Source organism: Arthrobacter rhombi (assembly GCF_900163545.1).
In the GTDB taxonomy this organism is placed as follows: Bacteria; Actinomycetota; Actinomycetes; order Actinomycetales; family Micrococcaceae; genus Arthrobacter_H; species Arthrobacter_H rhombi_A.
Genome location: NZ_FUHW01000026.1, coordinates 1 through 23,241, shown reverse-complemented (window position 1 = coordinate 23,241; position 23,241 = coordinate 1). Strand labels below are relative to the sequence as shown.

Sequence of the window (23,241 nt, the reverse complement as noted above, 5' to 3'; positions counted from 1 at the left end):
CCAGCCTAGACGCTCTCCGGTGGTCTCGAAGAGGGCCTGGCTAGAGGCCGATGGCCTGGTCGATGACGCCGATGCCGAAGAAGACCACGAAGGCCGCGGCGACGACCCACATCAAGGGGTGGATTTCCTTCGTCCTGCCCTGGATGGTCCGCATGAAGACGTAGGCCACGAAACCGGCGCCGATGCCGTTGGCGATGGAGTAGGTGAACGGCATGAGGATGAACGTCAGGAACGCAGGCAGGGCCACGCCCCAGTCCGTCCAGTCGATTTTGGTGATTTGGGTGATCATCATGAATCCGACCACTACCAGTGCCGGGGCGACGGCTTCGAAGGGCACCAGGTGGATCAGCGGGGTCAGGAACATCGCGGCAATGAACAGCACCCCGGTGACGATCGAGGCCAGGCCGGTGCGCGCCCCTTCGCCGATGCCGGCACCGGACTCGACGAAGATCTGGCTCGAGGAGGACGAGGCTCCACCGCCGGCGATGGCGCCGAGCGAATCGACGAGCAGCACGCGGTTGACGTCGTAGATGTTGCCGTCCTTGTCGACGTTCCCGGCTTCGTTGGCGAGTCCGACCATGGTGCCCATGGCGTCGAAGAAGATCGAGAGCAGGATGACGAAGGCCAGCAGTAGCGCGGAGGTGGCGCCTAGGTGCTGGAAGGGTCCAACCACGTTGGCCTGGCCGATCAGGCTCAGGTCCGGCGCCTGCCAGTTGGGCATGGAAGGAACCACCAGCGACCAGCCCTGCGGGTTGGCTGTGGTCCCGTCGAAGGAGGGGCCGATATGGAAGATGGCCTCGAGGATGTTTGCCAGCACCGAGGTGGCGACGATCCCGATGAGGATCGCTCCCTTGGTCTTGCGGACCACCAGTGCCATGGTCAGCAACAGGCCGAACACGAAGACCAGGGTGGGCCAGCCGATCAGTTCGCCGTCGAAGCCCAGCCCGACAGGCACCGTGGTCCCTGCGGCGTCGGGGATGCGCCGCACGAAGCCGGCATTGACCAGGCCGATCAGGGCGATGAACATGCCGATTCCCACCACGATGGCCGTCTTCAGGCTCGCGGGCACGGCGTTGAACACCGCCGTCCGAAAGCCGGTGAGGACCAGAACGAACATGGTGGCACCTGAAATGACGACCAAACCCATGACGTCCGGCCAGGTCAGGCCGGGGTTCGTTGCCACGGTCACGGCCACGAAGGCGTTCACGCCCAGCCCGGTGGCCAGGGCGAAGGGGTGCTTGGCCCAGGCTCCCATGAGGATCGTCAGGACACCGGCAACCAGAGCCGTGGCCGCCGCCACGCGGGCCGAGCCGAGCTCGGCGCCCGTGGAGTCCGCGCCGCTGAGGATCAGCGGGTTGAGCACCACGATGTAGCTCATGGCGAAGAAGGTCGCCAGGCCACCGCGGATCTCGCGGGAGTAAGTGGAACCACGTTCGGTGATCTTGAAATATCGATCGACGGTGCCGAGCGCGTTTTTAACCATGCGAAGAATCCTAATGTGTGCGGTCGGCTCCAATCCACGTGGAAGTAGGTAGTGTGAAGAGAACCACTACGGTGGACTTTTAGCCGGAAGACAACAGTGGCCGACTGCCAAGGAGTGACCGTCATGAGCGAAGCAAATGTTCCACAGGAGGCCGCGGTGACGGCGGAGGGCATCGTCGTCGGCGTCGACGGCTCGGACCCCGCGCTATGTGCCCTGGATTGGGCAGCAGTCGAGGCCAAGCGACGCGGTGTTCCGCTGAACGTGGTCACCTGCTACACGATCCCCGTGTTCGCCGCTTCCAGCATGGACGCCGGCTACGCCACCCTGGATGATCAGGTCATCAGGGACGGTGCGCAGGAAGTCCTTGACGCCGCCAGGGATCGTATCGGTGAAACGGAGGTGGAGGTGCGCCTGCGCATCGAATCGGGAGATCCCTCGGGTGTGCTGCTGGAACTCAGTGAAGAGGCCGACCTTATTGTGGTCGGGACCCGCGGCCGTGGCGGTTTCGTCGGACGGCTCCTCGGATCGGTCAGTAGTGCCTTGCCCGCCCACTCCAAATGCCCCACCGTCATCGTCCCGGTGTGTACAGCCAAGCGCTCCGATGCCGGCTCGGAGGTCCGAGACATCGTCGTGGTGGGTATTGATGGTTCGGACCGGGCCCGGCGGGCCGTCCTGGTGGCGGCGGAACAGGCCATGTCCCGGGCGGTACCGCTGCGCGTGGTTTGTGCGCTACCCCCTGTCAGTGGATCGCTGGCCTGGATGCCGGCCACCGTTGATCAGGAAGCCCTGACCCTGGATGTGCGCCGTCAATTGCGGGTCGGCACACGCTGGCTGGCCAGTCACTTCCCGGATCTGGTCATCGAGACCGACGTCATCCAAGGTGCCCCGATTGAGGTGCTCATCGAGGAGTCTGCGACGGCGGAGCTACTGGTCACCGGTTCACGTGGTCGCGGTGGATTCGCTGGCATGCTGCTGGGCTCCACGTCGCAGGGTGTCTTGCACCATTCCAAGGGCCCGGTTCTGGTGGTCCCCGATTCACCTGATCCTCGTCTGGAAGACCGGGCCGACTTCGATACCGACGACGTCGACTAAAACCGGGCGGGAGCTGTCCACCACCCACACAAAAGGCCCTCTTTCCGCGGTACGGGAAGAGGGCCTTTTCAGGTCCTGCGGCGCCTGATTAGTAGCGCACGCCGTAGGAGTAGATGTTGTTGACCCAGCTCAGCGGGGTGGTGGAGATCCCGGCTGAGGGGTTCCGGGCATGGACGACCTGGCCCCCTCCGAGGTAGATCGCGACGTGGTAGAACGACGCGCCGCCGTTGCTGGTGGAGAACACCAGGTCACCACGTTTGAGCTGGCTCAGCGGAACCTTCGTGCCCCCGGCAAAGTACTGCTGGGATGAGGTGCGGGGTAGTGAGATGCCACTCTTGGCGAAGGCACGCTGTGCGAAACTCGAGCAGTCGTAGGCGTTGGGTCCGTTGGCGCCGAAGACATAGCGCTTGCTGTTATCGGAGGCGGTCCCCAGAGCCCAGGAAATGGCCGATTCCTTGGACGAACCGGAGGAAGACTGGGCGGCCTCGGCTGCGGCCTTCTCCTTCGCCCGCTTTTCGGCTGCGGCCTTCTCTTGTTGACGCTTTACCGCGGCCCTCTTCTCAGCAGCGGCCTGTGCCTTGGCCTGGGCTGCTGCTTGTGCCTTTTTATTTGCGGAGGCCTGTGCTCTGACTGCTGCGTCGTGGGCCTTCTGGTCGGCAGCGGCCTGAGCCGCGTCGGCACGGGCCTTCTGAGCTGCCGCCTGCTCCCGTTCCCGCTTCTCAGCGGTGGCCTTCTTCTGCGCGGCCGTGGGCCCGGGCTTCGAGGAGGAAACGGCTGCCGGCTTGGGCTCCGACGTCTCGGTGCTGGCTGGCTCCTGAGGGGCTTCCTTCACCGGGGAGGGGGTCGATGCGGCAACCGGCTTCGGTTCGGCAACCGGGGCCGGGGCCTCGGCAGCCACCGAGGCCTGGCTGGACTTCTTGGCCTTCGGCTGGGGTGCCGGCGCCAAGGACGTCTTGCCCGTTGCCTGCTCGGGCACTGCCGCCGGAGCAGCGGCCAGGGCCTGTGGCTCTTCGGCCGGTTCCTCCACCGCGGGCTTGGTCGGCGCGGCGGCGAGTTCGGTCTGGAGGGTCTCTTCGCGTTGGGCATCCTCCATCGCGGTGATGCGCTTGGCTTCATCGGCGCGTTCGGTGTCGCGGAGGTAGGCGAGCTGGTCGATGAGTTCGCTGCGCAGCTCCTTCTGGTCAGTCACGCGGTCCGCGTAGGCTGTGCGGGTTCGCTCGGCGGCCTGCAGGGCCGTCTCGTTCGCATCGGCAGCGTCGGTGGCGGCGGTCTCGGCCGCGTCGGCGTAGTTCTGCCAGTCGGCCCACAGGGAAGCCGCCTGCTGGGCGGTGGTGAGCGTATTCGACCGGTTGGTGGCCAGCGTGTTCATCGTCGCGGCCTTGTACAACACGTCATTGTTCTCGGAATCGTTCACCAGCGACGTGATGCCGGAGTTGACCCCGCCGTTGCGGTAGAGGTCGCTGGCCAGTTGCCCGACCTGCTTCTTCACCGAGTCGTAGTACTTGGTGGCCCTGGCTGCTTCAGTGCGGGCCGCATCGGCCGCCTCGTTGCGCTTGGCCAGGGTTTGGGAGGTCGTTTCGTAGGCGTCCTGGTCGTTGGCTGCGGAGGCCTCGGCATCCGTCAGATCCCGCGTCGAATCTCCGATGAGGTCCTCAATGCTGGAGACCATGGCCTTCAAGGCTGCGGGGTCCTTCTTGGCGGCGGTGACCTCGGCCTTGGAAGGAAGGGTGCGGGCCGTGGGGACGGCCTTGGCGAACGTGTTGCCGAAGGCGGAGCTGTTGATGGTCGTCTCGACCGGTGCAGCCGTTGCTGCGCCCCCGGTCATCAGGGTTCCCCCGATCAAGGCGACCGTGCACGTGGCTACGCCCAGAAATTGGCCCTTGGCCATATCGAATCCTCACTGCGAGTGGTGAACCGAATCGAGTCTCAAACGCCACCCTTCGGGGCGTGCGTCAGGTCACGGTTCGGTTACTGCTTCACCCGAGACTAGAGGAGAACAGGTAACAGTGGCAACACGAGTCACGCCATCATCATAAATAACATCAGTGTCATTTCGTTGCAGATTTCACGGCGTTGCGCAAATTAGTGGCCAGTTGGGACATTTTCTTGGCTCGCGAGGAGGTCTCGATCAGCCCCAGCCCAGCTGGTGGAGTGTCTCGTCGTCGATGCCGAAATGATGCGCGATCTCGTGCACCATCGTGATCTGGACTTCGGCGATGACCTCCGCGCGGGACGAGCAGGCCGCCAAAGTGTCCTCCTGGAAGATGATGATCTTGTCCGGCAAGGCCCCGGCGCCCCAACCGTCATCGCGTTCGGTGAGGGGGACGCCGTCGTATAGTCCCAGCAGTGAGGTCTCTGGGTCCTCATTCGGCAGTGGGGTGTACTTGTCCTCGATGAAAACGACCACATTGTCCATCATGTCCAGCAGGCGTTCCGGAATGTTGTCCAGCGCCTCGGAGGCGGCGTTCTCGAAATCTTCATTCGACATGCTGTAGGCCATGAGGCGACTCTATCCACTGCGTCCTGCCCGTGGTCGGGGCGCGGTTTTGCACGAGGCGAAAGGTGCCTTATAGTTGATGACGTCGCTGAAGGACTCTGATGTTCTTCAGCCGTCCGGCCCCCATCGTCTAGCGGCCTAGGACACCGCCCTTTCACGGCGGCGGCACGGGTTCGAATCCCGTTGGGGGTACCAGCAGGTCCTGATTTCACCAGTATGAAATCATCTGGTATTATTTAGGACTTGTGAAGCGAGGGTCAAACCTTGTGAAACTAGGCCCTGTAGCGCAGCTGGTTAGCGCGCCGCCCTGTCACGGCGGAGGTCGCGGGTTCAAGTCCCGTCAGGGTCGCTTTGGTTTTCCTTTTTGATGGAAGATCACGGTGATCATCGCCTAGATGATGCCAGGCTCTGTAGCTCAGTTGGTAGAGCGTTCGACTGAAAATCGAAAGGTCACCGGATCGACGCCGGTCGGAGCCACCAGCTAGAACCCCTCGGGTATCCCGGGGGGTTTTCTGCATCCGCTCCTTGCGCCGCTGACGGTAGGCTGGATACGGGTCCGTGCGCTTCGAATGAAAGGCCGTCACCGATGAACCAGCCCGAGCAGACCTCCGCGCAGCCGGCGGCAACGGGAACGACGACGATCACCGATACCGCGGCTGCCAAGGTCGCGGCCAGTGCCGCCCGAAGCGTCGTCGGCGTGCATTCACTCGGTGTTGGTTCCAGCCGGGCTATGGGGGCACTCCGTGGCGCTGTCGGCGCCGGGGACGTGGCGCAGGGAGTCACCGCGGAAGTTGGTCAGGCCGAGGTGGCCGTGGGCATCACCCTGACCGCCGAGCATGGCCGTCCACTGCAACAGATCGCCGAAGAAGTACGGGCTGCGGTCTACACGGCCGTCGAAGCGCTGACCGGATTGCAGGTGATCGAAGTGAATATTGAAATCGCCGATGTACGCTCCGCCGAAGTCGCCGGGCCGGCTGCCGCCGGTCCTGCCGTACCCGAAATGCCCTCGAGGGCGCCCACCACCGGCTCCGGTTCCACCGATGACCCCGACACCCCCGAAAGGCTGGAGCAGCCATGAATCCCACAACGCTTGGCCTCGCCGTCGCCGCAGTCCTCGGCTGGGCCGCCCTGACCCATGGTTTCGGGGGTTTCCTGCTGATGGCCGTCTTCTTGGCCGTCGGCTCACTGGTCGGACGCTTCCTCGACGGCCGTTTAGATATGCGCCGGGTCCGTGACGCCCTGACCGGTCGGCGTTCCTCATCGTGAGTGATCAGAGCACCAGAGCAGGGCGGAACCTCCTCGCCGGGCACACGCGCATCAGCACGCAGGCCTTGACCAGTTCCGCGCGGATCATCGCCTCCGAAGTCTTCGACGTCCAGCCCGGCAGCATCAAGGTCTCGCTGAATGACGAGTTCGGGGCGCTGGCACTACGGCTGAGTTTGCCCCTGCCCATTGCCCCGCTGGCCTATGACCGGCCCGAGAAGCCGGACGCCTCGGAGTCGGTCATGGACCGCGCCCGCGATGCCAGGTCCATACTGCGCGACCGGTTTGTGGAACTGACCGGCTCTCATGTCAGCCGCGTAGACGTCCGGGTCACCGGCGTCGTCCTGCGCAGAAGGAGGACGTCATGAACGACGAGGAACGCCGCAAACTCCAGTCCCACGAATTGCATAGCGCCCGATCGACGGCCTCCATCATCGCCGCAGTACTGGTGACGGCGATCTGCCTCTACTTCATGTTCGAGGCGGCGCTGAAGTCGCTGGGTCAGGAGGTGTGGATCCGTTCTCCGGGCGAATGGGGTGACTGGCTGACCCGCCTTCCGGAGTCGGCCAACCCCCTGGTGCTGGCCGCCGGCTCGCTGGTGGTGTTGGCCCTGGGGTTGTTCTTCCTGCTCCATGGGGTGCTGCCCGGACGTCGAGCCCGGCACGCGATCCCCAACGACCGGGCGATCGTGGTCATCGACGATGGGGTGCTGGCTTCCACGCTGGCCCGCCGGGCTCGAACTCAAGCCGGCGTGGCCCCCGAACAGATCGTGGTGATCGTCAGCCGCAACCACGTCGACGTCCAACTGCGCCCCACCTCTGGTATCGGCATCGACGCCGCGGCAGTCCACGCTGCCGTCCAGAACGAACTGGAGGCCAATAGGATCGACCCGTTCCCCGATGTGAAGATCCAGATTGCCGAGACGGGGGTGGTTGGACAATGAATCGGACCCCACGGGCCACCAACCGCATCGTGCTCACCTTCCTGGGCCTGCTCATGACCGGGGTGGGTATACACGGTCTGCTTTTGGCAGGTATTCCCGCCTACGCCGCCGGATGGCGTGGACTCGCCGATGAGATGCGGGGTGGTTTCATGCAACTACTGGATAACACCACCCTGGACGGTCAGCGTGACTCCTGGTTATGGATCGTCGTCTCGGTGGTGATGATCGCTTTGATCCTGTTGATGATCTGGTGGGTCGCCGTCCAGGGGCAGGGCAAAACCGGGATCTTTGCCCGCGAATACCGTGAGGAAGGAACCCGTGGCGTGGTCGAACTCGCCGCGGCTGTTCCCGAACAAGCCTTTAAGGCCTCCCTCGCGGGGCGGTCGGATCTGGTGTCGATATCGGTGACGTCGTGGGCCTCGCCACGTTCCAGTGCCGGACTGCGGATCAAGGTCCAACCCCGCCTCGGAGCCGCGCCCTACCGGATTGCCGAAGACCTCTCGGCGCTGGCCGTTGATTTGGACGGGGTTCTGGGCGCCAGCGGCCCGGTGGTCATCCACCTGGCCACCGGCGCCCGCACCCGTATGTCACGGGCCGAACGGGTCCGCTGACTTACTGCTCGGGCACCAGCCATAGCGCGGCGTCGGGTGAGAGCAGGCCGTGCTCGGTGCGGACTGCCGGGCCACTAGCTGCCAGCACCGACATCCCCGCGGGAACCTCCACCGGCTTGGTACCCAAGTTGGCCAGGACCTGCAGGGGGCCATTGGTGTAGGAGAGCACACCCTCGGCCGGGTCATTGGCCGGCGCCCAGTCCAACCGGCCGCGTCCCAATTCCCGTTCGGCACGCTGCGAGAGTAGCGAACGGTACAGCTCGAAGGCCGAACCTTCCACACCGACCTGTTGGTCGGCCGCGTAGCGGCCGTAGCTCTCCGGCTGGGGCAACCACGGGTCGGCGGCAGTGGATTCCGGGGTTCCGGCGTCGTGCCCGACCGGGGCGAACCCCAGGCCCGGCTCGTCCGCGGTCCACGGCATGGGGATCCGGCAACCGTCACGGCCACGTTCGGCCCCCTGGGTGCGGAAGAAGCTGGGGTCCTGGCGCAGTTCATCGGCCAGCGTGGTGTGTTCGGGCAACGTCAACTCATCGCCCTGGTAGATGTACGCGGAACCGGGAAGGGCGAACATGATCAGGGCTGCGGCCCGACCTCGGGCGGCGCCCAGGGCCTCGTCGGGCTGTTCGTCCTGGGCGGCGATGCCCTTGGGGAACGAGGTGGGATCGGTCAGGCCGAAGCGTGAGCAATGGCGCACGGTGTCGTGGTTGGAGAGCACCCAGGTCGGCGGGGCAGCCACGACGGCCGCCTCGGCCAGGGTCTCGGTCACGTTCTCCACGATGTTTTGCGCGTTCCATCCGGCCAGCAGGAAGCCGAAGTTGAAGGCCTGCTGCATTTCGCCCTCACGGACGTAACGGAAGATCCGCTCCATCGGTTCGACCCAGGCTTCGGCGACCATCATGCGATCGCCGTCGTACTCGGCGAGCACGGCATTCCACTCCTCGTAGATCGCGTGGACGCCCTCCTGATCGAAATACGGTGGGGTGGCCTGTGCCGCAGCCTCGTCGTTGCCCTGCACCATGCTGACCTTCTCCGACCAGTCGGGCAGGCCTTCGGCCTTGACCATGCCGTGGGCAACATCGACCCGGAAGCCATCCACCCCGCGGTCCAGCCAGAAACGCAGGACGGAGCGCATCTCGGCGTGGACCTCTTCGTTATCCCAGTTCAAATCGGGCTGCTTGGTATCGAAAAGGTGCAGATACCACTGGCCCGGGCTGCCGTCTGCGTTGGTGGTGCGGGTCCATGCCGGTCCGCCGAATAATGACTGCCAGTTATTGGGTTCCACGTCGCCTGCGGGGCCCTGGCCGTCGCGGAAGATATAGCGGTCCCGTTCGGGGGAGCCGGGGGATGCGGCGAGGGCCTGCTGGAACCACAGATGTTCGTCCGAGGTGTGGTTGGGCACCAGGTCCACAATGATGCGGATGTCCTCGGCATGGGCCCGGGCCAACATGTCGTCGAAGTCCTCCAGCGTGCCGAACAGGGGGTCGACCTGGCGGTAATCGGCGACGTCATAGCCGGCATCGGCCTGCGGTGACTGATAAAAGGGGGAGAGCCAGACGGCGTTCACGCCCAGGTCCTTCAGATACCCGATCTTGGAGGCCACTCCGCGCAGGTCGCCCATGCCGTTGGCGTCGGCATCGGCGAAGGAGCGGGGATACACCTGATAGATGACCGCATCCTGCCACCAGGGGACGTGCTGGGCGTGCTTGGACATGGAACTCCTCAGTGGGTCTCTGCCGGGATCGGGGCAGTGGGTATCAGGAACAAATGAATCGCCCCCAGCCTAGTGCAAGCGGTTCCAGGCTCCGCCGGCATTTCGACGGCACAGGGCGCTGCCAGAACACAGTGATCGATCAATCTTCGGTGAGTACTCGTCGGCAGGCGGCGAGGGCATGCCTAGAGCATGAGGGGATCGTGCCCGAAAATGGTGGCTTGAATGCGATCCTCGATCTGTAGGAAAACAGACGTCGACGGGACCGGAGTAAAGATGGCCGCATCTCCTTGGTGGAAGAGCCGCTGGTGACCTACCGTCCCGCCATTGAAGTAGGCGATGTCTTCGGGCTCGGAATCGGCACCCGCGCTCGTCAGGGTCCAGGAGAACCAGGGTTCGTCCCAAAGTGAGCGCATGGCTTCGTTGGATCCTTCCGGTGGTCTCCGGTCGCCCCGCCAGCCACGCGCCAGATCATCAACGGGCAAAGGGGCGGGCTCCAGCTGGAGGTTCCAGGCTGGTTGCAATCCCACCCAGCGGGCCATGAGTGTGGAGAGCATGGTCAGTGGCACCAGTTGGAGGTTGAAGTGCTCGGGAGAGGGGCGCGGAACGGGCTCCTCGCCTAGGTTGCGGTGATATCCGGGTTCCACAAGAAGCAGGGCGGTGGGCCCGTATGTCCAGGCTTGGAACCAGCATTCGCCGCCGGTATCGAAACCGGTGATGCGGTACGAAGACTGCGGGTCAGTCAAGTGGGCGCCTATCATTTCCCCCACATCAGTCAGCCTGGTTCCGTTGACGAGCTCGAGTGCTTCTAGCTCGTCGAGTTGTTCGGAGTGCTCCGCTTTGTTCAACGCTCCGAGACGGAGGCCGTCCGACAGCGAAGTGAGAGTGTCTATGGTTCTCCCATGGACCCATGCGCCGTCGAATTCGAAGGGCTGTGCTCCGGCGAGGCCGGCGATCTTTTCAACGTCGTGGCCGAAAACAGCGGAGGCTACTGGGTCGACCGCCTCTGGGGGCAAGGAGGCCGGCCGGGCCGTGGCCTTGTTCTCCGTGGGCTGCCGGTTCAATCGTACGGTGGCAACAATTTCGCTCAGGAGAGGCCCGGCCGACTGCCAGTGGTTCACCGCCGTTGATGCCGTCACTTGTATGGCTAGTCCGGCTTCGATGAACAGGAACTCCGTGCTCAATAGACTGAGGCCTCGGCTTGGGGAGAGTTGTGTGTATGCGACGGCGCGTCCAGCCAATGCCTCGGCCGGGGTCAGCTCGATCCCTGCGGCGAGTCCAGGAGCACGGGTCCACCCTCGGATGTCGATGAACTGTGGGGCTGCGGTTCCCTCCATGACTCCATCGACAACGCGACGCATGAAGTCGGCGATGCTGCCGTCGAATGGATTCGCCGTGACCACGATCGTCGGAGCGAAAGACTCTTTGGGGGAAGGAAGATACGCCAGCAACTCGTATTCGGGACGCTCCGGACCGGTGAGCCATTCTGGAGGCAGATCCAGGCTGATGATTCCTGTTCGGCCTATTGCGGTGGTCATGCGCGGTAGTCCTCCTCGGGCTGGGGCGTAAAGGGCGTATTTCCGCAATCGGCGTCGGTCTGAGCGTGTAGGATCTCGGAACACCGGTGGATATCCTTGAGCTTCTTGCCCTTCGTCTTCGAATTCACTTCTCTTCTGACGGCAGCGATTTCATCCTCCGTCCAGGGGTTGGTCTGACGCGTTCCTCCGGACTGCCCCCACGACTTGTACCAGCGGGGGCTCAGCTGCAACGGCCACCACGCGAACGAAAGAATGACGAAGACCCAAGGAACGAAGAAGAGGCCCCAAACAGACACTCGGACCTGCTCCCAGCCAAGCAGTTCAGCGGGCAGGGAGAGCGTAGCGATCCATAAAGAGGTGGCGGCGGCAGCGAACATGAACGGCCAGGTATTACGGGCCGAGATTTGGAATGGAATGCCCGGGGCGAGGACCCAACTTCGCCACCTGCCGTTGAGGGCCCGACGTGCGATGGTGGTGGGCACCCAGCACATGAAAAGAACGACGGCGACGAAGACCCAGTAGAGCGGATTGAGCAGCAGGTAGGCGTTGTTGTCGTCAAGCATCCTTGATTCTTTCAGTTGGAAAGTTCCGTACCGAGCCTACTAGCCCCATCCAAAAACCTTCCCGACGCCCTTCAGGGCCACGCTGCCGACTTCCTTGGCGGTATTGCCGATATCCTCCCCGATGTTCTCGACGGCTTCAGCCGTGTCCCCCAGGGCCTTGGTGGCACCGCCCTGGCGCCAGTCGTTTATGAATTCTCCGACACCCTTGCCGATCTTTCCGCCGACCCATTCGCCGGCCAAACCACCAACGAATCCGCCCACGGCAGCGCCGACGCCCGGAATGGGGATCAAAGCCTGTCCCGCGGCGGCTCCAAGGGCTCGCCCTGCGACGCCGCCCGCGATCTTGCCCGCGGTTTCGGCTGTCCCTTCGAATCCTGCTGAAATGCCGGCCTCCTTTCGGAGGTCCGCCATGGAGGCATTCGGGTCGTTCCGTTGTGCCTCTTCAAAGTTGCGTGAGTAGGAGTCGGAGTAGGTCATGCCTACATCGAGAATGCCCGCTGCCGGTCCCGCCAATTTGCCCAGGCGGCTGTTGCCGAGCTTCTTCAATCCCTTGCTGGCCTTGTCGAACTTCTTCAAGGCCTTGTCGGCCCGCCCAGGCTTACGGTGCCCTGTCAGGTATCCGTCGAACTTCGTTCTCCCGTGGGAGTTGGATTTCCAGTTGAACCGTCGGTTGTTCTGGGTGGCAAAGCCGCCCCGATTTCGACCCAGCGTGTTGGAGAGCCTGTCCCGGACCGCGGCGGGGAGCATCATCATCAGACCCGGGCGGGCGGTGACATCTCCCCAAACCTTGACATTATCAGTAAATTTAAGATATCGATTGTCGGCCCACTTGATGAGCGCTTTCCTGTTCGTCTGGAAAAAGCCGTCGGGGTCCCCGCCCAGCTTGCCCTCGACGAGATACTTCTTGAGCGTGGGGTTGCCGTCAAAAGCGAATTCCGATAAGGATTTTTCGTTAAGGTCCCAGGAGAATTTGATGCGGCCGCGGTCGTTGACTTTGAGGTCGGCCAAACGATCGACGTTCGTATTCACCATGTTGTATGAATTTTTGAATGCGGTCAGTGCCTTGCCGCCCGTGGCGATCTTGTCGGCGATCGGGTCCACACCTGCGGGGCTGGCAGCACGGATCGCATCGACACAGGTATCCACGTATCCCTCGTAGTCGTTTTTGGCCGTTTCCAGCAACCCGGTTATTCGCTGGTGCTCGGCGATGGTCCGAGTGGTGGGGAGTGTCTCGCCGGCTGCCTGTGCAGCTGCCTGCTCAGAGTCGGTATGAGGAGTCGTGGGAAGGGAGTTGAAGCCTTCAACATCCGATTTCAGGTTCGAGTGCCTGGTCTCAAACCCCTCGATGCTGTCCGCGAAGGCGTCGGTCGCGGATTTGACGTCGTTGATGCCGATGACGACGGCCTCCGCGATAGGCAGGATCTCCTTGACGAAGCCGTTGTTCACGGTCTCGTCGCTTGGGTAGGTAGCCGCCGTGGCCAGCTTGTTCCAATGCGCCGTCGTATTGGAGTACGTGGTATCGATCGTGGTGCCCTTGGCGTCGAAAGTACGCCCGGCCGAGCGGATTTCTTCTGCACTGGGCAAGGTGGTTGGTAGGTATTTCGTCAGATCGATGCCGGAGACGGGCGTGCTGCCTGGTGCCGTCACCAATCGTACCCCTCGCCTTCTGAACCATTACTGTCCTTGCCCCCGTGGGTGTTCGCCGCGGAGGTGGCAGAGGTCGTGGAGGACGAGCGGCTTGGCTCGTAGGCAGGAAGATCGTCGATACTCTCGACCGCGGATTTGATGCTCCCGCGTTCGGCGAAACTGCCGGCGCCTTCCATTTTGCTGTCGGCGTCGATGAAAGCAGAAATGATCGAGTCGGCGGCGTCCAGAAGATTTCCCCCGTGATTAACAAAAGTGACGGTCCATGGCTTCAAGAACCCGGTGAAATTCTCTCGGAGGGCGTCGTTGATCTTGCTTTCTTCCACCGCATCGGCGAGTAGTTCGCCGGCCTCTTCGATCAGCCCTTCGTGACCATGGAGGTCGTCGAATTCACTGCGTGCGCTGGACGCCGCGGACCGAGCCGCAGCAACGTCGATCTTGTATTTGGTCATCTCTACCTCCTCGATATAAGAGCGTAGATGACCGGGGGACGCCATGCGATGGGGAGAACTCCCCATGGGGTGTGCCCGGGGCGGGAGTGGGGTCAGTTGGCGCGGGCCAGCTGACGGACCTTCAGCCATCTGTTGGTCAGGCGGCGGTAGGCGGCGGCCGCGCCGAGCATGTCCTGTTCGGCCAAGGACTCGATACCGTGCCGCAGGTCCTGGGCAGAGTCATCGGGCCACACATGTTCGGCGATCGGGCCGTAATCCAATTCGATGATCGAGTCCTCGTGGAAGAGGTGCAGCCATTCATCTAAGGCGGTGAGTTCATCCAGGATCTCCAGTTCCGGTGCGTGGATGGCCAGCGAGGCCGCTGCATGCCGGGTGCGCTCCAGGACTTGGACGGCCGGGGCGCTGAGCCGCACCGTTAACAAGGTCGTGCCGTCCTCTTCGATCTCATAATGGTCCTCATCGGTGATCAGGATGAACCACCCCAAGGGGATGCCCCACGTGGCACTGCGGGTATGCAGCGAGGCGAGGTCCTCGGCAAAGGTCTCCGGCGCGATGCGGTGGGCATTTGCCGCCCGGGCGGCGTCGGGGACGAGGAGTTCCAGAAGGGCCGGGCGCATGCTGGAATCGAGTTGCTCCGCGGCCACCGTCGCCCGGGCCGGTAACTGGTCGGGGCAGTAGTACGGGGCCGTCAGCCCGTCTGCCCCGGGGTAGTGCAGTTCCCGGTATCGCTCGGCCTGTTCCCGGGGGAAGGGGTCGGGGACACCGCGGGTCAATCGTTCCAGGGCTTCGGTAGCGGCGCGTTCTTCGAATGCGGCGCGCCCCACTCCACGTTGCGCGGCAATAGCTAGTTGAGCGTCGTCGTCGTAGGCTCGCAGTGGTTCGAAGACCCGCAGATACGACGTCGGTGGAAGCCGACGCCGCGCCTGTGTCCCCGCCTGTGTCATCTAGTCCAACTCCACGACCACGGGGGCATGGTCGGAGGCACCCTTGCCCTTGCGTTCCTCGCGGTCGATCCAGGCGTCGCCCACTCGCTGGGCCAGCGCCGGGGAAGCCAAGGTGAAGTCGATGCGCATGCCCTCCTTCTTGGGGAAGCGCAGCTTCGTGTAATCCCAGTAGGTATAGACCCCCGGCCCGGGGGTGTGCGGGCGGACGACGTCGGAGAAGCCGGCCTCCAGAAAAGCCTCGAAGGCTGCTCGCTCGGGACGTGAGACGTGGGTCAACTCCTTCTCACGGAAATAGTCGATATCCCAGACGTCTTCATCCAACGGGGCGATATTCCAGTCGCCCATCAGGGCGATCTGTGCCTGGGGATCATCAGCGATCCAGCGGGCGGCGTTCTCCTTGAGCTGGCGCAGCCACTCGAGCTTATAGGGCATGTGTTCGTCCTCCAGGGCGCGGCCGTTGGGGACATAGAGGCTCCAGATACGCACCCCGTTGCAGGTCGCGCCGATGGCCCGCGCCTCCTGGACCGGGTCCTTGCCGCCCTTGCCGAAGGTGGGTTGTTCGGAGAATGTCCGCTCGACGTCATCGAGCCCGACGCGGGAGGCGATGGCCACCCCGTTCCACTGGCTGAAGCCGAAGTGGGCGACTTCGTAGCCGTTGTTCTCGAACAGTTCCCACGGGAAATTTTCGTCCTTGCATTTGGTCTCCTGGATGGCCAGCACGTCGGCATCGGTGCGGCGCAGCCAGTCTTCCACGCGGTCGGCGCGGGCTCGGAGGGAGTTCACATTCCACGTAGCAATCTTCACGACTCCAACCTATCAATCTGAGGGCGGTCCGGGTGTAGGGGTTGACGGACGGAAAACGAGGTGCTTTGGTTAGTTACATGACTAATGAACCAACTAACGGGGGGTGAGCAGGATGGACGACTCCAAGCCGATCTTCATCCAGCTCGCCGAGGAGATCGAGGGCCGCATCCTCGAAGGCATCTACCCGGAGGGGACCCAAGTCCCCTCGACCAACGAATTCGCGGCCTTCATGCGCATCAACCCGGCGACCGCCGGTAAAGGACTGAACCGGCTCGTTGACGCCGGCATCCTACAAAAAAGAAGAGGTATCGGCATGTTCGTAGCCACCGGGGCCCTCGACCGGCTCATGTCCGCCCGACGCGAAGCCTTCGGGGACCAGTTCCTCTCACCCCTCATCCACGAGGCCGCACGACTGGGCATCGACTCCGACGAACTCATTGCGATGATCGGCCAACGTGCCGCCGTCGCGGGAAAGTGAGAACACATCATGGGTCTCGCTATTGAAACCACCGACCTGACGAAGGTCTACCGGCACACCGCAGCGCTGGAGAACGTCAGTTTCGGCATCGAAAAGAACACCATCTGTGGCCTGCTGGGCCGCAATGGCGCCGGGAAGACGACCTTGATGTCCATCCTGGCTGGACAGGAACTCAAAACCTCGGGCCGGGCCCGGGTGTTGGGGGCGGAACCCTTCGAGAACGCCGCGGTACTGGCTCAACTCAGCTTTGCCCGCGAGAACCAGAAATACCCCGAGGAATTCAAGGTCTCCCACGTGCTGCGCGCAGCTCCTTGGTTCTATGCCGGCTGGGACGCCACTTTTGCCCAACGCCTGGTCGGAGAATTTCGGCTGCCCCTCAAAACGCCGATCAAGAAGCTCTCCCGCGGGCAACTCTCCGCGGTGGCCATCGTCGTGGGGCTGGCCTCCCGGGCACCGGTCACTTTTTTCGACGAGCCCTACCTCGGGCTCGACGCGACGGCACGTGGAATTTTCTACGACCTGCTCCTTGAGGACTACATGGAGCATCCACGCACCATCCTCATGTCCACACACCTGATTGACGAGGCGGCGAACCTCCTGGAACACGTCGTGGTTCTACAAAATGGGCGGAAGATCCTGGACTCCTCCGTGGAGGAGGCCACCGCTTCGGCGTTCACCCTCTCGGGTACTGCGTCCGCCGTCGCCGAGGCGGCCGGAGATCGGCAAGTCCTGCGCACCCAGGCCCTGGGAGGCCTGCGCTCGGTGACGATCGAAGGCGCCCCCGACGAGCGTCTCTACGCCGATGCCCACGCCAGCGGACTAGAGGTTGGCCCGGTGACCCTGCAGGAACTCGTGGCAGCCCACGGGCTCCTTGAGAGCGGGGAGTCGGCCGCCGCGGCCCAACCGGCAAAGAAGATCCAGACCGAGGCCAAGGAGGCCCTCCGATGAGCATGACCCAGCCGCGCCCCGTGGCGGGCGCACCGTCCACGCAGTCCACCCCGGTCACGCAGCGACCCGTCGGGCCCCTGATGAAGATCGTGCGCCTGCACTTCGCCGATCCGCAGCGCATGATCGGTGTCCCGCTGTTCATCTTCGGCAGTGTCATCGTCCTGTGCATCGTCATCATGGCACTGTTGCGCAACTTCGTCCCGGCAACCCCTGCCGAACTCTCCGAGGGGTTCCGCTACAACCAGGCAACCCTGTGGTGCTTCGCCGGCTATTTCGTGAGCATCGGCGTCATGGCCTACGCCCGAACCATGCCCTTCGCCCTGGGGATGGGGTCCACGCGGCGACAATACTTTGCGGGCACCTGCCTCGCGCTCTTGCTGGAGTCGGCGTTCATCGGGGTGACGATGACCGTGCTGCTGGCGTTGGAGAAGGCCACCGGTCACTGGTTCAACGGGGCCCGCGTCTTTGACGTCGTGGCCACCGGCGACGGCAACTACCTGAGCACCTTCCTGATGGGGTTCGGACTCAGTGCCGCGATGCTGTTCATCGGGGCGATGTTCGCCGTCGTGTTCCTGCGCTGGAACCAGAAGGGCGTCATCGCGGTCATCTTCGGCACGGTGGCGGTCCTGCTGGCACTGCTCTGGCTGCTCCTGACGGCGGGAGTGAACCCGTTCCTCTGGTTCGAGGGGGCGACCTTCGCGAAGATCGCGCTGGTCATGATCCTGGTGGCCCTCATCAGTGCCGTCGGGAGTTGGCTGGTGCTCCGCCGGGCGCCGGTGGGCCAGTAAGCCGCTGGCGGGCGGGGGTTCCCTAGAAATTCCTAGGATGTCCGAGTACCTTGGAGTTCGGGTGACCTGGACCATGGTCGAATGCGCCAGGTCCGGGTCAACGAACTGCCACCTGCCGCTGGGCCGGACGAAGACCGTCGCACCAGCGCCGCACCGCCGGAAGGACAACCATGAGCGACGCCCCCACCGAACCCGAGGTCCTGTTCGAGGTCCGAGGAGCGCTGGGCATCATCACCCTGAACCGACCGCGAGCCGTCAACGCGCTCACCCACGGCATGGTCGAAGCCGCCCTGGACCAACTCACCGCATGGAGCGACGACGACTCGGTAGCTTGCGTCATGATCACCGGCGCCGGTGACCGTGGGCTCTGCGCCGGTGGCGACATCGTGGCCATCTACCGTGACATCCCCGAAGGCGGGGCCGGTACCGCCGCCTTCTGGCGCACCGAATACCGGCTCAACGCGCTGATCAGCAACTACCCCAAACCCTTTATCGCCTTCATGGACGGTCTGGTCCTCGGCGGGGGGGTGGGCATCTCGGCCCACGGTAGTCACCGGATCGTCACCGAACGGACCCGCAGCGGAATGCCCGAAACGACCATCGGCTTCGTCCCCGACGTCGGAGGGCTCTACCTGCTCTCCCGGGCACCGGGGGAGGCCGGCACCCATGCTGCGCTGACCAGCTCCCACCTCGACGCGGCCGACGCCCTGTTCCTGGGGTTGGCCGATGCCTACGTCCCCTCGACGAAACTTGCCGACGTCGCGACGGCGCTCGAAGCCGTCCGCCGGGCAGAGGACGTCGACCGAATCATCGAACAGTTCGCCGAGACGGCTCCCGGTTCGGCGCTCGCCGGCCAAGCCACCTGGATGGCCAAGGACTATGCCGGGGACTCGATCGAACGGATCCTCGGTCGGCTACGCGTCCGTGGAGGCCACGGTGCCGAAGCTGCCGAACTGATTGCCGCGAAGTCGCCGACGGCGGTGAAAACCACGCTGGCGGCCTTGCGCCGGGCCGCAGGGCTCTCAAGCCTGGAGGAGGCGCTGGACCAGGACTACCGGGTCGGCGCACGCATGCTCGCCTCCCATGACTTCCTGGAGGGCATCCGCGCCCAGGTCATCGACAAGGACCGGCAGCCGAAGTGGAGCCCGGCGAACTTCGAACAGATCAGCCCGGAAATGATCCGAGACTACTTCGAGCCGCTCGGCCCGGACGAACAAGGCGGTGAGCTCGGCCTCGCCACCGACGCGAAGGAGCGTGCATGATGACCACGGAAACCGGAACGATTGCCTTTCTCGGGCTCGGACACATGGGCGCCCCCATGGCGAAGAACCTGGTGGAAGCCGGCTACGACGTCCGTGCCTTCGACGTGGTCCCTGCCGCCGTCGAGGCCATTGCCGCCTCCGGGGTGCCGACCGCGCCCTCTGCGGTGGAGGCCGTACGCGGCGCATCGGTGGTCCTGACCATGTTCCCCGGCGGGCAGCAACTACTGGACGCCTACCGAGGTGTCGACGGCCCGGGTCTGCTCGAATCAGTCGGCCCCGACACGCTGTTCCTGGACTGCTCGACCATCAACGTTGACGATGCCCGCGAAGCCGCCGGCCTCGCCGTGGAAGCCGGGCATCGCAGCGTCGATGCCCCGGTCTCCGGGGGTGTGGTCGGTGCCGAGGCCGGCACCTTGACGTTCATGATCGGGGCCCTGGAAGCCGACCTGGAATCGGTTCGCCCGCTGCTGGAGGTCATGGGCGGGAAACTCGTTCATTGCGGGGACCACGGCGCCGGGCAGGCGGCCAAGGTCTGCAACAACATGATTCTCGGTGTGAGCATGATCGCCGCCTCGGAGGCCTTCGTCCTGGGTGAGAAACTGGGCTTGAGCCACCAGGCACTCTATGACGTCGTCTCCACGGCCTCGGGCCAATGCTGGGCAGTGACCACCAACTGCCCGGTCCCCGGCCCAGTGCCGACCAGCCCGGCAAACCGCGACTACGAACCCGGATTTGCGGGGGCGCTGATGGCCAAGGACCTCGGCCTGGCCATGAGCGCCATCGAGAGCACCGGAGTCGCCGCCGAGCTGGGGCCGATGGCCGCGCACATTTATGAACGATTCCGCGATGAGGGCGGTGCCGGTCGCGACTTCTCCGGCATCATCACCGAGATCCGAGACCGCTCCCAGCGGGCTGACTGACCGCAGGTCACGAACCCGGCGATAGCGGCCCTCGGACATCAGGTGTCGGGGGTCGTTTCCTCGTCGAAGTCACCGGCATCGCGGCGGAACCTGCCGAGGATCTCGATCAACTCGTTGACGTCCGGGGTCGACATTCCCGGATCGGAGAACACCACGGAGTTCAGCTGTGCCGTCGACTGCGCCGCCACGTCCCGACCCCGCTCGGTCAGCGAGACCAGGGTTGTCCGCCCATCGGTGGGATGCGGGCTGCGTTCGACGAAGCCGGCACGTTCGAGCCGATCCACCGCGTTGGTGACCGAGGTCGGGTGGACCTGCAACAGGGCGCTGACCTTGACCATGGGAAGCGAGCCGGTGCGGGAGAACCACAACAAGGCCAATAATTCGTAGCGGGCGAAGGTCAACCCGAAGGGTTTGACGACGGCTTCGCAACGGTGCAGCAGGATCTGCTGGGCACGCATGATCGCCGTGAAGGCGGCCATCGGGGCCGCCTCGGCTGTCCACCCTTGGCCTTCCCAGTTGCGCTGGGCCGCGGCGATGGGGTCGAAGGACAGGGGAGGCTTCATCCCCGCCCCTTCAGGGACGGGAAGTCGGTATCGGCGTATTCGACGCCCAGGCCCGTGGGCGGGGTGCCCGAACCGTGGCGCAGTTCTTCGTTCCTGCGCAGTTCAACCCGGCGGATCTTCCCCGAGATGGTTTTGGGCAGTTCCGCGAATTCCAGCCGGCGGATCCGTTTGAACGCCGGAAGATGCTCGCGGCAATATCCCAAGATATCCTCCGCCGTCCTGGCGTCTGCCGGGTAACTGGCCGCCAAGACCACGTAGGCCTTGGGCACGTTGAGTTTCATCGCCTCCGGTGAGGGCACGACGGCGGCTTCGGCGACCGCGGGATGCTCAATGAGCACCGACTCCAGCTCGAAGGGGCTGAGCCGGTAGTCGCTGGATTTGAAGACGTCATCGCCGCGGCCGACGTAGGTGAGAATGCCGCGGCCATCCCGTTCGGCAACATCTCCGGTGTGGTAATAGCCGTCGCGGAAGGCGGCGGCCGTCTTCTCTTCGTCACCGTAATAGGCCTTCATCAAGCCCAGCGGCCGGGGGTCCAGCCGCAGGCAGATTTCGCCGAGATCGCCTTCTTCGCCGGTGGCCTGATCGACCAGAACGACGTCGTATCCCGGCAGAGGGGTGCCCATGGCGCCGATTTTCATCGGCTGTCCGGGACAGTTGGCGATCTGCACGGTGGTTTCGGTTTGGCCGAAACCATCCCTGATCTGTTGGCCCCACGCGCGGTACACCTGGTCGATGACTTCGGCGTTGAGCGGCTCACCGGCGGAGACGACCTTGGTCGGTGGGGTCGTCAGTCGGGTCAGATCCGCCTGGATGAGCAGGCGCCAGACCGTGGGTGGGGCGCAGAAGCTGGTGACCTTCTCGGCTGCCATTTGATCCATCAGGGCTGCCGGGTCGAATTTATCGTAGTTGTAGATGAAGACGGTCGCCTCGGCGATCCACGGGGTGAAGACATTCGACCACGCATGCTTGGCCCAGCCGGGGGACGCAACATTGAGGTGTACGTCGCCGGGTTCCAAACCGATCCAGTACATCGTCGAGAGGTGCCCTACCGGGTAGGAGGTGTGCGTATGCTCCACGAGCTTGGCCTTCGACGTGGTCCCTGAGGTGAAGTACAGCAGCAGGGTCTCGTCTCCGCGGGTGGTCACGTCGGGGGTGAACACTGTCGGGGCGGCGGTGGAATCGGAGTAGGAGAGAACCTGGGTGCTGGCCGCGGGGGTTTGCCCGGAGGTGTCCCCCACGGAGATCAACCGATAGTCCCCGGGCACGTCGGCGAATTTGGGCAGATCGGTGGTGCCGGCGATGGCCCAGCTGGCACCTCCACGTTCCACACGGTCAGCTAGATCGGCCGGGCCCATCTGGGTGGTGGTCGGGATCATGACAATGCCCAGCTTGATCGCTGCCAGCATGATCTCCCACAATTCCACCTGGTTGCCGAGCATCAGGATCGCCTTATCGCCGCGGGAGAACCCCACACTGCGCATCCAGTTGGCGACCTGGCTTGAACGGGCGGATAGTTCGGCCCAGCTCCTGCGGGTGGAGGAGCCGTCCTTCTCGACGATGATCAAGGCCGGGGCGTCAGCCCGCTCCGTGGTGGCGGCGACGGCGTCGAACCAATCCAGTCCGAAGTTGAACTCGGCGAACTCAGGCCAACGGAATTCCTGCTGGGCCGTGGCATGGTCGCCCCGCAGGGAGACGAGTCGGTCGCGGGCTTCACGGAACTGGTCGGTGACGGTCATGTCCCACCTTTCGTCGGGGCGCCGGGGCCATCCCGACGTGGCGTTCCACAAAATATACGTGGACATCCTACTGTTTGGAAGGGGTGTGGCCGATCCGCCGCTTAGTCGGCGCCGGGAGTCCACCAATCGTCGAGAAGTGACACGGGGGTGGTGCGTTTATGACGGCTACGCAGGAACCGGATCTCGATCGCCTCGGCGACGGCCTCCGACACCGGACGCCCCTCAAGGTAGTCGTCGATATCGTTATAGGCCAGGCCCAGTTCGTCCTCGTCGGTACGCAGCGGGGTCCCGTCCAACAGATCCGCCGTCGGCGGTTTGGCCCAGAGCCGTTCGGCGGCCCCCAGCTGGCGGAGCAGCTGGCGGTTCTGGCGTTTATTCAGGCCGTAGAGCGGCAGGATATCGGCCCCTCCGTCACCAAATTTCGTGAAGAACCCGGTGACCGATTCGGCGGCATGGTCGGTGCCAATGACCAGATGCCCGTGCTGGCCGGCCAGCGCGTATTGGGCGGTCATCCGCAGGCGGGCCTTGATATTGCCCTTATTGAAGTCGCTGATCGTTTCGCCGGTGGTCGTCTCATATTGAGCGGCGAGGGCGTCCACACCCGGTTTGATGTCATATGTCCAGGCGGTCTTGGGAGCAATGAATTCCATGGCCGCTGCGGCGTCGTCTTCATCGGTCTGGGTGCCGTAGGGCAGGCGGACGGCCACAAAATCCAGCTCTGACCCGTCCGCCGCCGCGGCGTCGACGGCCAACTGGGCCAACCGCCCGGCGAGGGTGGAGTCCAAGCCTCCCGAAATGCCCAGCACGAAGCCTTCCGTGCCCGTTGCCGCCAGGTAATCCCGCAGGAACGCCACCCGCCGGGTGATCTCTTCTTCCGGGTCGATGGTGGCCTTGACGCCCATTTCACTGATGATCCGTGCCTGCAAATCGCGCATGCCATCAGCCTAGCTGTATTGACCACTGAGGTTGGGTACGCGGGCAGCGGGTGGAAGTCCTCGTAGTGA

Annotated in this window: 24 protein-coding genes and 3 tRNA genes; 14 read left to right on the top strand and 13 right to left on the bottom strand. The window is 64.1% G+C overall.

What is annotated here, in order from left to right; genetic code table 11:
- Positions 1-40 precede the first annotated feature (40 nt).
- On the bottom strand, positions 41-1,483 hold the full coding sequence (locus FM101_RS07125) for an NCS2 family permease (protein ID WP_086997546.1): 1,443 nt from the start codon (positions 1,481-1,483) through the stop codon (positions 41-43).
- Between the two features lie 123 nt (positions 1,484-1,606).
- Here FM101_RS07125 and FM101_RS07120 point away from each other — a divergent pair, with 123 nt between their 5' ends.
- A complete protein-coding gene (locus tag FM101_RS07120) occupies positions 1,607-2,575 on the top strand; it encodes a universal stress protein (protein ID WP_086997543.1) in 969 nt (322 codons plus the stop codon).
- Between the two features lie 88 nt (positions 2,576-2,663).
- On the opposite strand, the gene FM101_RS07115 is transcribed toward FM101_RS07120, so the two are convergent.
- Positions 2,664-4,463 (bottom strand): C40 family peptidase, encoded by a 1,800-nt coding sequence (locus FM101_RS07115; protein ID WP_086997540.1) that lies wholly within the window; start codon positions 4,461-4,463, stop codon positions 2,664-2,666.
- A gap of 240 nt (positions 4,464-4,703) precedes the next feature.
- Positions 4,704-5,075 (bottom strand): metallopeptidase family protein, encoded by a 372-nt coding sequence (locus FM101_RS07110; RefSeq protein ID WP_086997537.1) that lies wholly within the window; start codon positions 5,073-5,075, stop codon positions 4,704-4,706.
- Between the two features lie 116 nt (positions 5,076-5,191).
- Here FM101_RS07110 and FM101_RS07105 point away from each other — a divergent pair.
- The 8 genes from FM101_RS07105 to FM101_RS07070 all read left to right on the top strand — a co-directional run bounded on the left by FM101_RS07105 (position 5,192) and on the right by FM101_RS07070 (position 7,889).
- Positions 5,192-5,267 (top strand) — tRNA-Glu (locus FM101_RS07105).
- Positions 5,268-5,347: 80 nt separating this feature from the next.
- Positions 5,348-5,421, top strand: a tRNA-Asp gene (locus FM101_RS07100).
- Between the two features lie 55 nt (positions 5,422-5,476).
- Positions 5,477-5,552 (top strand) — tRNA-Phe (locus FM101_RS07095).
- A gap of 106 nt (positions 5,553-5,658) precedes the next feature.
- A complete protein-coding gene (locus tag FM101_RS07090; protein WP_086997534.1) occupies positions 5,659-6,150 on the top strand; it encodes an Asp23/Gls24 family envelope stress response protein in 492 nt (163 codons plus the stop codon).
- Entirely contained in the window at positions 6,147-6,338 is a 192-nt protein-coding gene (locus FM101_RS07085) for a DUF2273 domain-containing protein (protein WP_086997531.1), read from the top strand. The genes FM101_RS07090 and FM101_RS07085 overlap by 4 nt, the downstream gene beginning before the upstream one ends.
- The gene (locus tag FM101_RS07080) at positions 6,335-6,703 is read left to right on the top strand and encodes a hypothetical protein (protein ID WP_086997528.1); all 369 of its coding nucleotides are present in this window, start codon (positions 6,335-6,337) and stop codon (positions 6,701-6,703) included. Before FM101_RS07085 ends, FM101_RS07080 begins: the two co-directional genes overlap by 4 nt.
- Positions 6,700-7,278 carry a DUF6286 domain-containing protein gene (locus tag FM101_RS07075; RefSeq protein ID WP_086997526.1) on the top strand — a complete coding sequence of 193 codons (579 nt, stop codon included), beginning with the start codon at positions 6,700-6,702 and terminating at the stop codon, positions 7,276-7,278. The genes FM101_RS07080 and FM101_RS07075 overlap by 4 nt, the downstream gene beginning before the upstream one ends.
- The gene (locus FM101_RS07070) at positions 7,275-7,889 is read left to right on the top strand and encodes a hypothetical protein (RefSeq protein WP_086997523.1); all 615 of its coding nucleotides are present in this window, start codon (positions 7,275-7,277) and stop codon (positions 7,887-7,889) included. Before FM101_RS07075 ends, FM101_RS07070 begins: the two co-directional genes overlap by 4 nt.
- Before the next feature lies 1 nt (position 7,890).
- Here FM101_RS07070 and FM101_RS07065 read toward each other — a convergent pair whose 3' ends face one another.
- The 7 genes from FM101_RS07065 to FM101_RS07035 form a co-directional block, all read right to left on the bottom strand.
- Entirely contained in the window at positions 7,891-9,600 is a 1,710-nt protein-coding gene (locus tag FM101_RS07065) for a glycoside hydrolase family 13 protein (RefSeq protein WP_245806652.1), read from the bottom strand.
- 182 nt (positions 9,601-9,782) lie between these two features.
- The gene (locus FM101_RS07060; RefSeq protein WP_086997520.1) at positions 9,783-11,135 is read right to left on the bottom strand and encodes a hypothetical protein; all 1,353 of its coding nucleotides are present in this window, start codon (positions 11,133-11,135) and stop codon (positions 9,783-9,785) included.
- Positions 11,132-11,698 (bottom strand): hypothetical protein, encoded by a 567-nt coding sequence (locus FM101_RS07055; protein ID WP_086997517.1) that lies wholly within the window; start codon positions 11,696-11,698, stop codon positions 11,132-11,134. The genes FM101_RS07060 and FM101_RS07055 overlap by 4 nt, the downstream gene beginning before the upstream one ends.
- A gap of 39 nt (positions 11,699-11,737) precedes the next feature.
- Positions 11,738-13,345: a hypothetical protein gene (locus FM101_RS07050; protein ID WP_086997514.1), complete on the bottom strand. Its 1,608-nt coding sequence runs from the start codon at positions 13,343-13,345 to the stop codon at positions 11,738-11,740.
- Entirely contained in the window at positions 13,342-13,794 is a 453-nt protein-coding gene (locus FM101_RS07045; protein WP_086997510.1) for a hypothetical protein, read from the bottom strand. Before FM101_RS07045 ends, FM101_RS07050 begins: the two co-directional genes overlap by 4 nt.
- 92 nt (positions 13,795-13,886) lie before the next feature.
- Complete coding sequence (locus FM101_RS07040; RefSeq protein WP_086997507.1) at positions 13,887-14,738, bottom strand: hypothetical protein; 852 nt, start codon at positions 14,736-14,738, stop codon at positions 13,887-13,889.
- A complete protein-coding gene (locus tag FM101_RS07035) occupies positions 14,739-15,542 on the bottom strand; it encodes an exodeoxyribonuclease III (RefSeq protein WP_086997504.1) in 804 nt (267 codons plus the stop codon).
- Positions 15,543-15,654: 112 nt separating this feature from the next.
- Here FM101_RS07035 and FM101_RS07030 point away from each other — a divergent pair, with 112 nt between their 5' ends.
- The 5 genes from FM101_RS07030 (at position 15,655) to mmsB (ending at position 19,938) form a co-directional block, all read left to right on the top strand.
- Positions 15,655-16,020, top strand: coding sequence for a GntR family transcriptional regulator (locus tag FM101_RS07030; RefSeq protein ID WP_086997501.1), 366 nt, complete (start codon positions 15,655-15,657; stop codon positions 16,018-16,020).
- Between the two features lie 9 nt (positions 16,021-16,029).
- Positions 16,030-16,968, top strand: coding sequence for an ATP-binding cassette domain-containing protein (locus FM101_RS07025; RefSeq protein ID WP_086997497.1), 939 nt, complete (start codon positions 16,030-16,032; stop codon positions 16,966-16,968).
- Positions 16,965-17,756 carry a hypothetical protein gene (locus FM101_RS07020; RefSeq protein ID WP_086997494.1) on the top strand — a complete coding sequence of 264 codons (792 nt, stop codon included), beginning with the start codon at positions 16,965-16,967 and terminating at the stop codon, positions 17,754-17,756. The genes FM101_RS07025 and FM101_RS07020 overlap by 4 nt, the downstream gene beginning before the upstream one ends.
- A gap of 170 nt (positions 17,757-17,926) precedes the next feature.
- Positions 17,927-19,018 (top strand): enoyl-CoA hydratase/isomerase family protein, encoded by a 1,092-nt coding sequence (locus FM101_RS07015; RefSeq protein WP_086997491.1) that lies wholly within the window; start codon positions 17,927-17,929, stop codon positions 19,016-19,018.
- Entirely contained in the window at positions 19,015-19,938 is a 924-nt protein-coding gene (mmsB, locus tag FM101_RS07010; RefSeq protein ID WP_428844148.1) for a 3-hydroxyisobutyrate dehydrogenase, read from the top strand. The genes FM101_RS07015 and mmsB overlap by 4 nt, the downstream gene beginning before the upstream one ends.
- A gap of 38 nt (positions 19,939-19,976) precedes the next feature.
- Here mmsB and FM101_RS07005 read toward each other — a convergent pair whose 3' ends face one another.
- From FM101_RS07005 to nadE, 3 genes are all read right to left on the bottom strand, one after another.
- Positions 19,977-20,501 (bottom strand): MarR family winged helix-turn-helix transcriptional regulator, encoded by a 525-nt coding sequence (locus FM101_RS07005; RefSeq protein WP_086997488.1) that lies wholly within the window; start codon positions 20,499-20,501, stop codon positions 19,977-19,979.
- A complete protein-coding gene (locus tag FM101_RS07000; protein WP_086997485.1) occupies positions 20,498-22,237 on the bottom strand; it encodes an AMP-binding protein in 1,740 nt (579 codons plus the stop codon). The genes FM101_RS07005 and FM101_RS07000 overlap by 4 nt, the downstream gene beginning before the upstream one ends.
- Before the next feature lie 101 nt (positions 22,238-22,338).
- Positions 22,339-23,172 carry an ammonia-dependent NAD(+) synthetase gene (gene nadE, locus FM101_RS06995; protein WP_086997483.1) on the bottom strand — a complete coding sequence of 278 codons (834 nt, stop codon included), beginning with the start codon at positions 23,170-23,172 and terminating at the stop codon, positions 22,339-22,341.
- Positions 23,173-23,241: the final 69 nt, after the last annotated feature.

Excerpts from the sequence above, each read along its gene's own strand:
- FM101_RS07125 (WP_086997546.1), bottom strand. The coding sequence starts at position 1,483 with ATGGTTAAAAACGCGCTCGGCACCGTCGATCGATATTTCAAGATCACC.
- FM101_RS07120 (WP_086997543.1), top strand. The coding sequence starts at position 1,607 with ATGAGCGAAGCAAATGTTCCACAGGAGGCCGCGGTGACGGCGGAGGGC.
- FM101_RS07115 (WP_086997540.1), bottom strand. The coding sequence starts at position 4,463 with ATGGCCAAGGGCCAATTTCTGGGCGTAGCCACGTGCACGGTCGCCTTG.
- FM101_RS07110 (WP_086997537.1), bottom strand. The coding sequence starts at position 5,075 with ATGGCCTACAGCATGTCGAATGAAGATTTCGAGAACGCCGCCTCCGAG.
- FM101_RS07090 (WP_086997534.1), top strand. The coding sequence starts at position 5,659 with ATGAACCAGCCCGAGCAGACCTCCGCGCAGCCGGCGGCAACGGGAACG.
- FM101_RS07085 (WP_086997531.1), top strand. The coding sequence starts at position 6,147 with ATGAATCCCACAACGCTTGGCCTCGCCGTCGCCGCAGTCCTCGGCTGG.
- FM101_RS07075 (WP_086997526.1), top strand. The coding sequence starts at position 6,700 with ATGAACGACGAGGAACGCCGCAAACTCCAGTCCCACGAATTGCATAGC.
- FM101_RS07070 (WP_086997523.1), top strand. The coding sequence starts at position 7,275 with ATGAATCGGACCCCACGGGCCACCAACCGCATCGTGCTCACCTTCCTG.
- FM101_RS07065 (WP_245806652.1), bottom strand. The coding sequence starts at position 9,600 with ATGTCCAAGCACGCCCAGCACGTCCCCTGGTGGCAGGATGCGGTCATC.
- FM101_RS07060 (WP_086997520.1), bottom strand. The coding sequence starts at position 11,135 with ATGACCACCGCAATAGGCCGAACAGGAATCATCAGCCTGGATCTGCCT.
- FM101_RS07055 (WP_086997517.1), bottom strand. The coding sequence starts at position 11,698 with ATGCTTGACGACAACAACGCCTACCTGCTGCTCAATCCGCTCTACTGG.
- FM101_RS07045 (WP_086997510.1), bottom strand. The coding sequence starts at position 13,794 with ATGACCAAATACAAGATCGACGTTGCTGCGGCTCGGTCCGCGGCGTCC.
- FM101_RS07040 (WP_086997507.1), bottom strand. The coding sequence starts at position 14,738 with ATGACACAGGCGGGGACACAGGCGCGGCGTCGGCTTCCACCGACGTCG.
- FM101_RS07030 (WP_086997501.1), top strand. The coding sequence starts at position 15,655 with ATGGACGACTCCAAGCCGATCTTCATCCAGCTCGCCGAGGAGATCGAG.
- FM101_RS07025 (WP_086997497.1), top strand. The coding sequence starts at position 16,030 with ATGGGTCTCGCTATTGAAACCACCGACCTGACGAAGGTCTACCGGCAC.
- FM101_RS07020 (WP_086997494.1), top strand. The coding sequence starts at position 16,965 with ATGAGCATGACCCAGCCGCGCCCCGTGGCGGGCGCACCGTCCACGCAG.
- FM101_RS07015 (WP_086997491.1), top strand. The coding sequence starts at position 17,927 with ATGAGCGACGCCCCCACCGAACCCGAGGTCCTGTTCGAGGTCCGAGGA.
- mmsB (WP_428844148.1), top strand. The coding sequence starts at position 19,015 with ATGATGACCACGGAAACCGGAACGATTGCCTTTCTCGGGCTCGGACAC.
- FM101_RS07005 (WP_086997488.1), bottom strand. The coding sequence starts at position 20,501 with ATGAAGCCTCCCCTGTCCTTCGACCCCATCGCCGCGGCCCAGCGCAAC.
- FM101_RS07000 (WP_086997485.1), bottom strand. The coding sequence starts at position 22,237 with ATGACCGTCACCGACCAGTTCCGTGAAGCCCGCGACCGACTCGTCTCC.
- nadE (WP_086997483.1), bottom strand. The coding sequence starts at position 23,172 with ATGCGCGATTTGCAGGCACGGATCATCAGTGAAATGGGCGTCAAGGCC.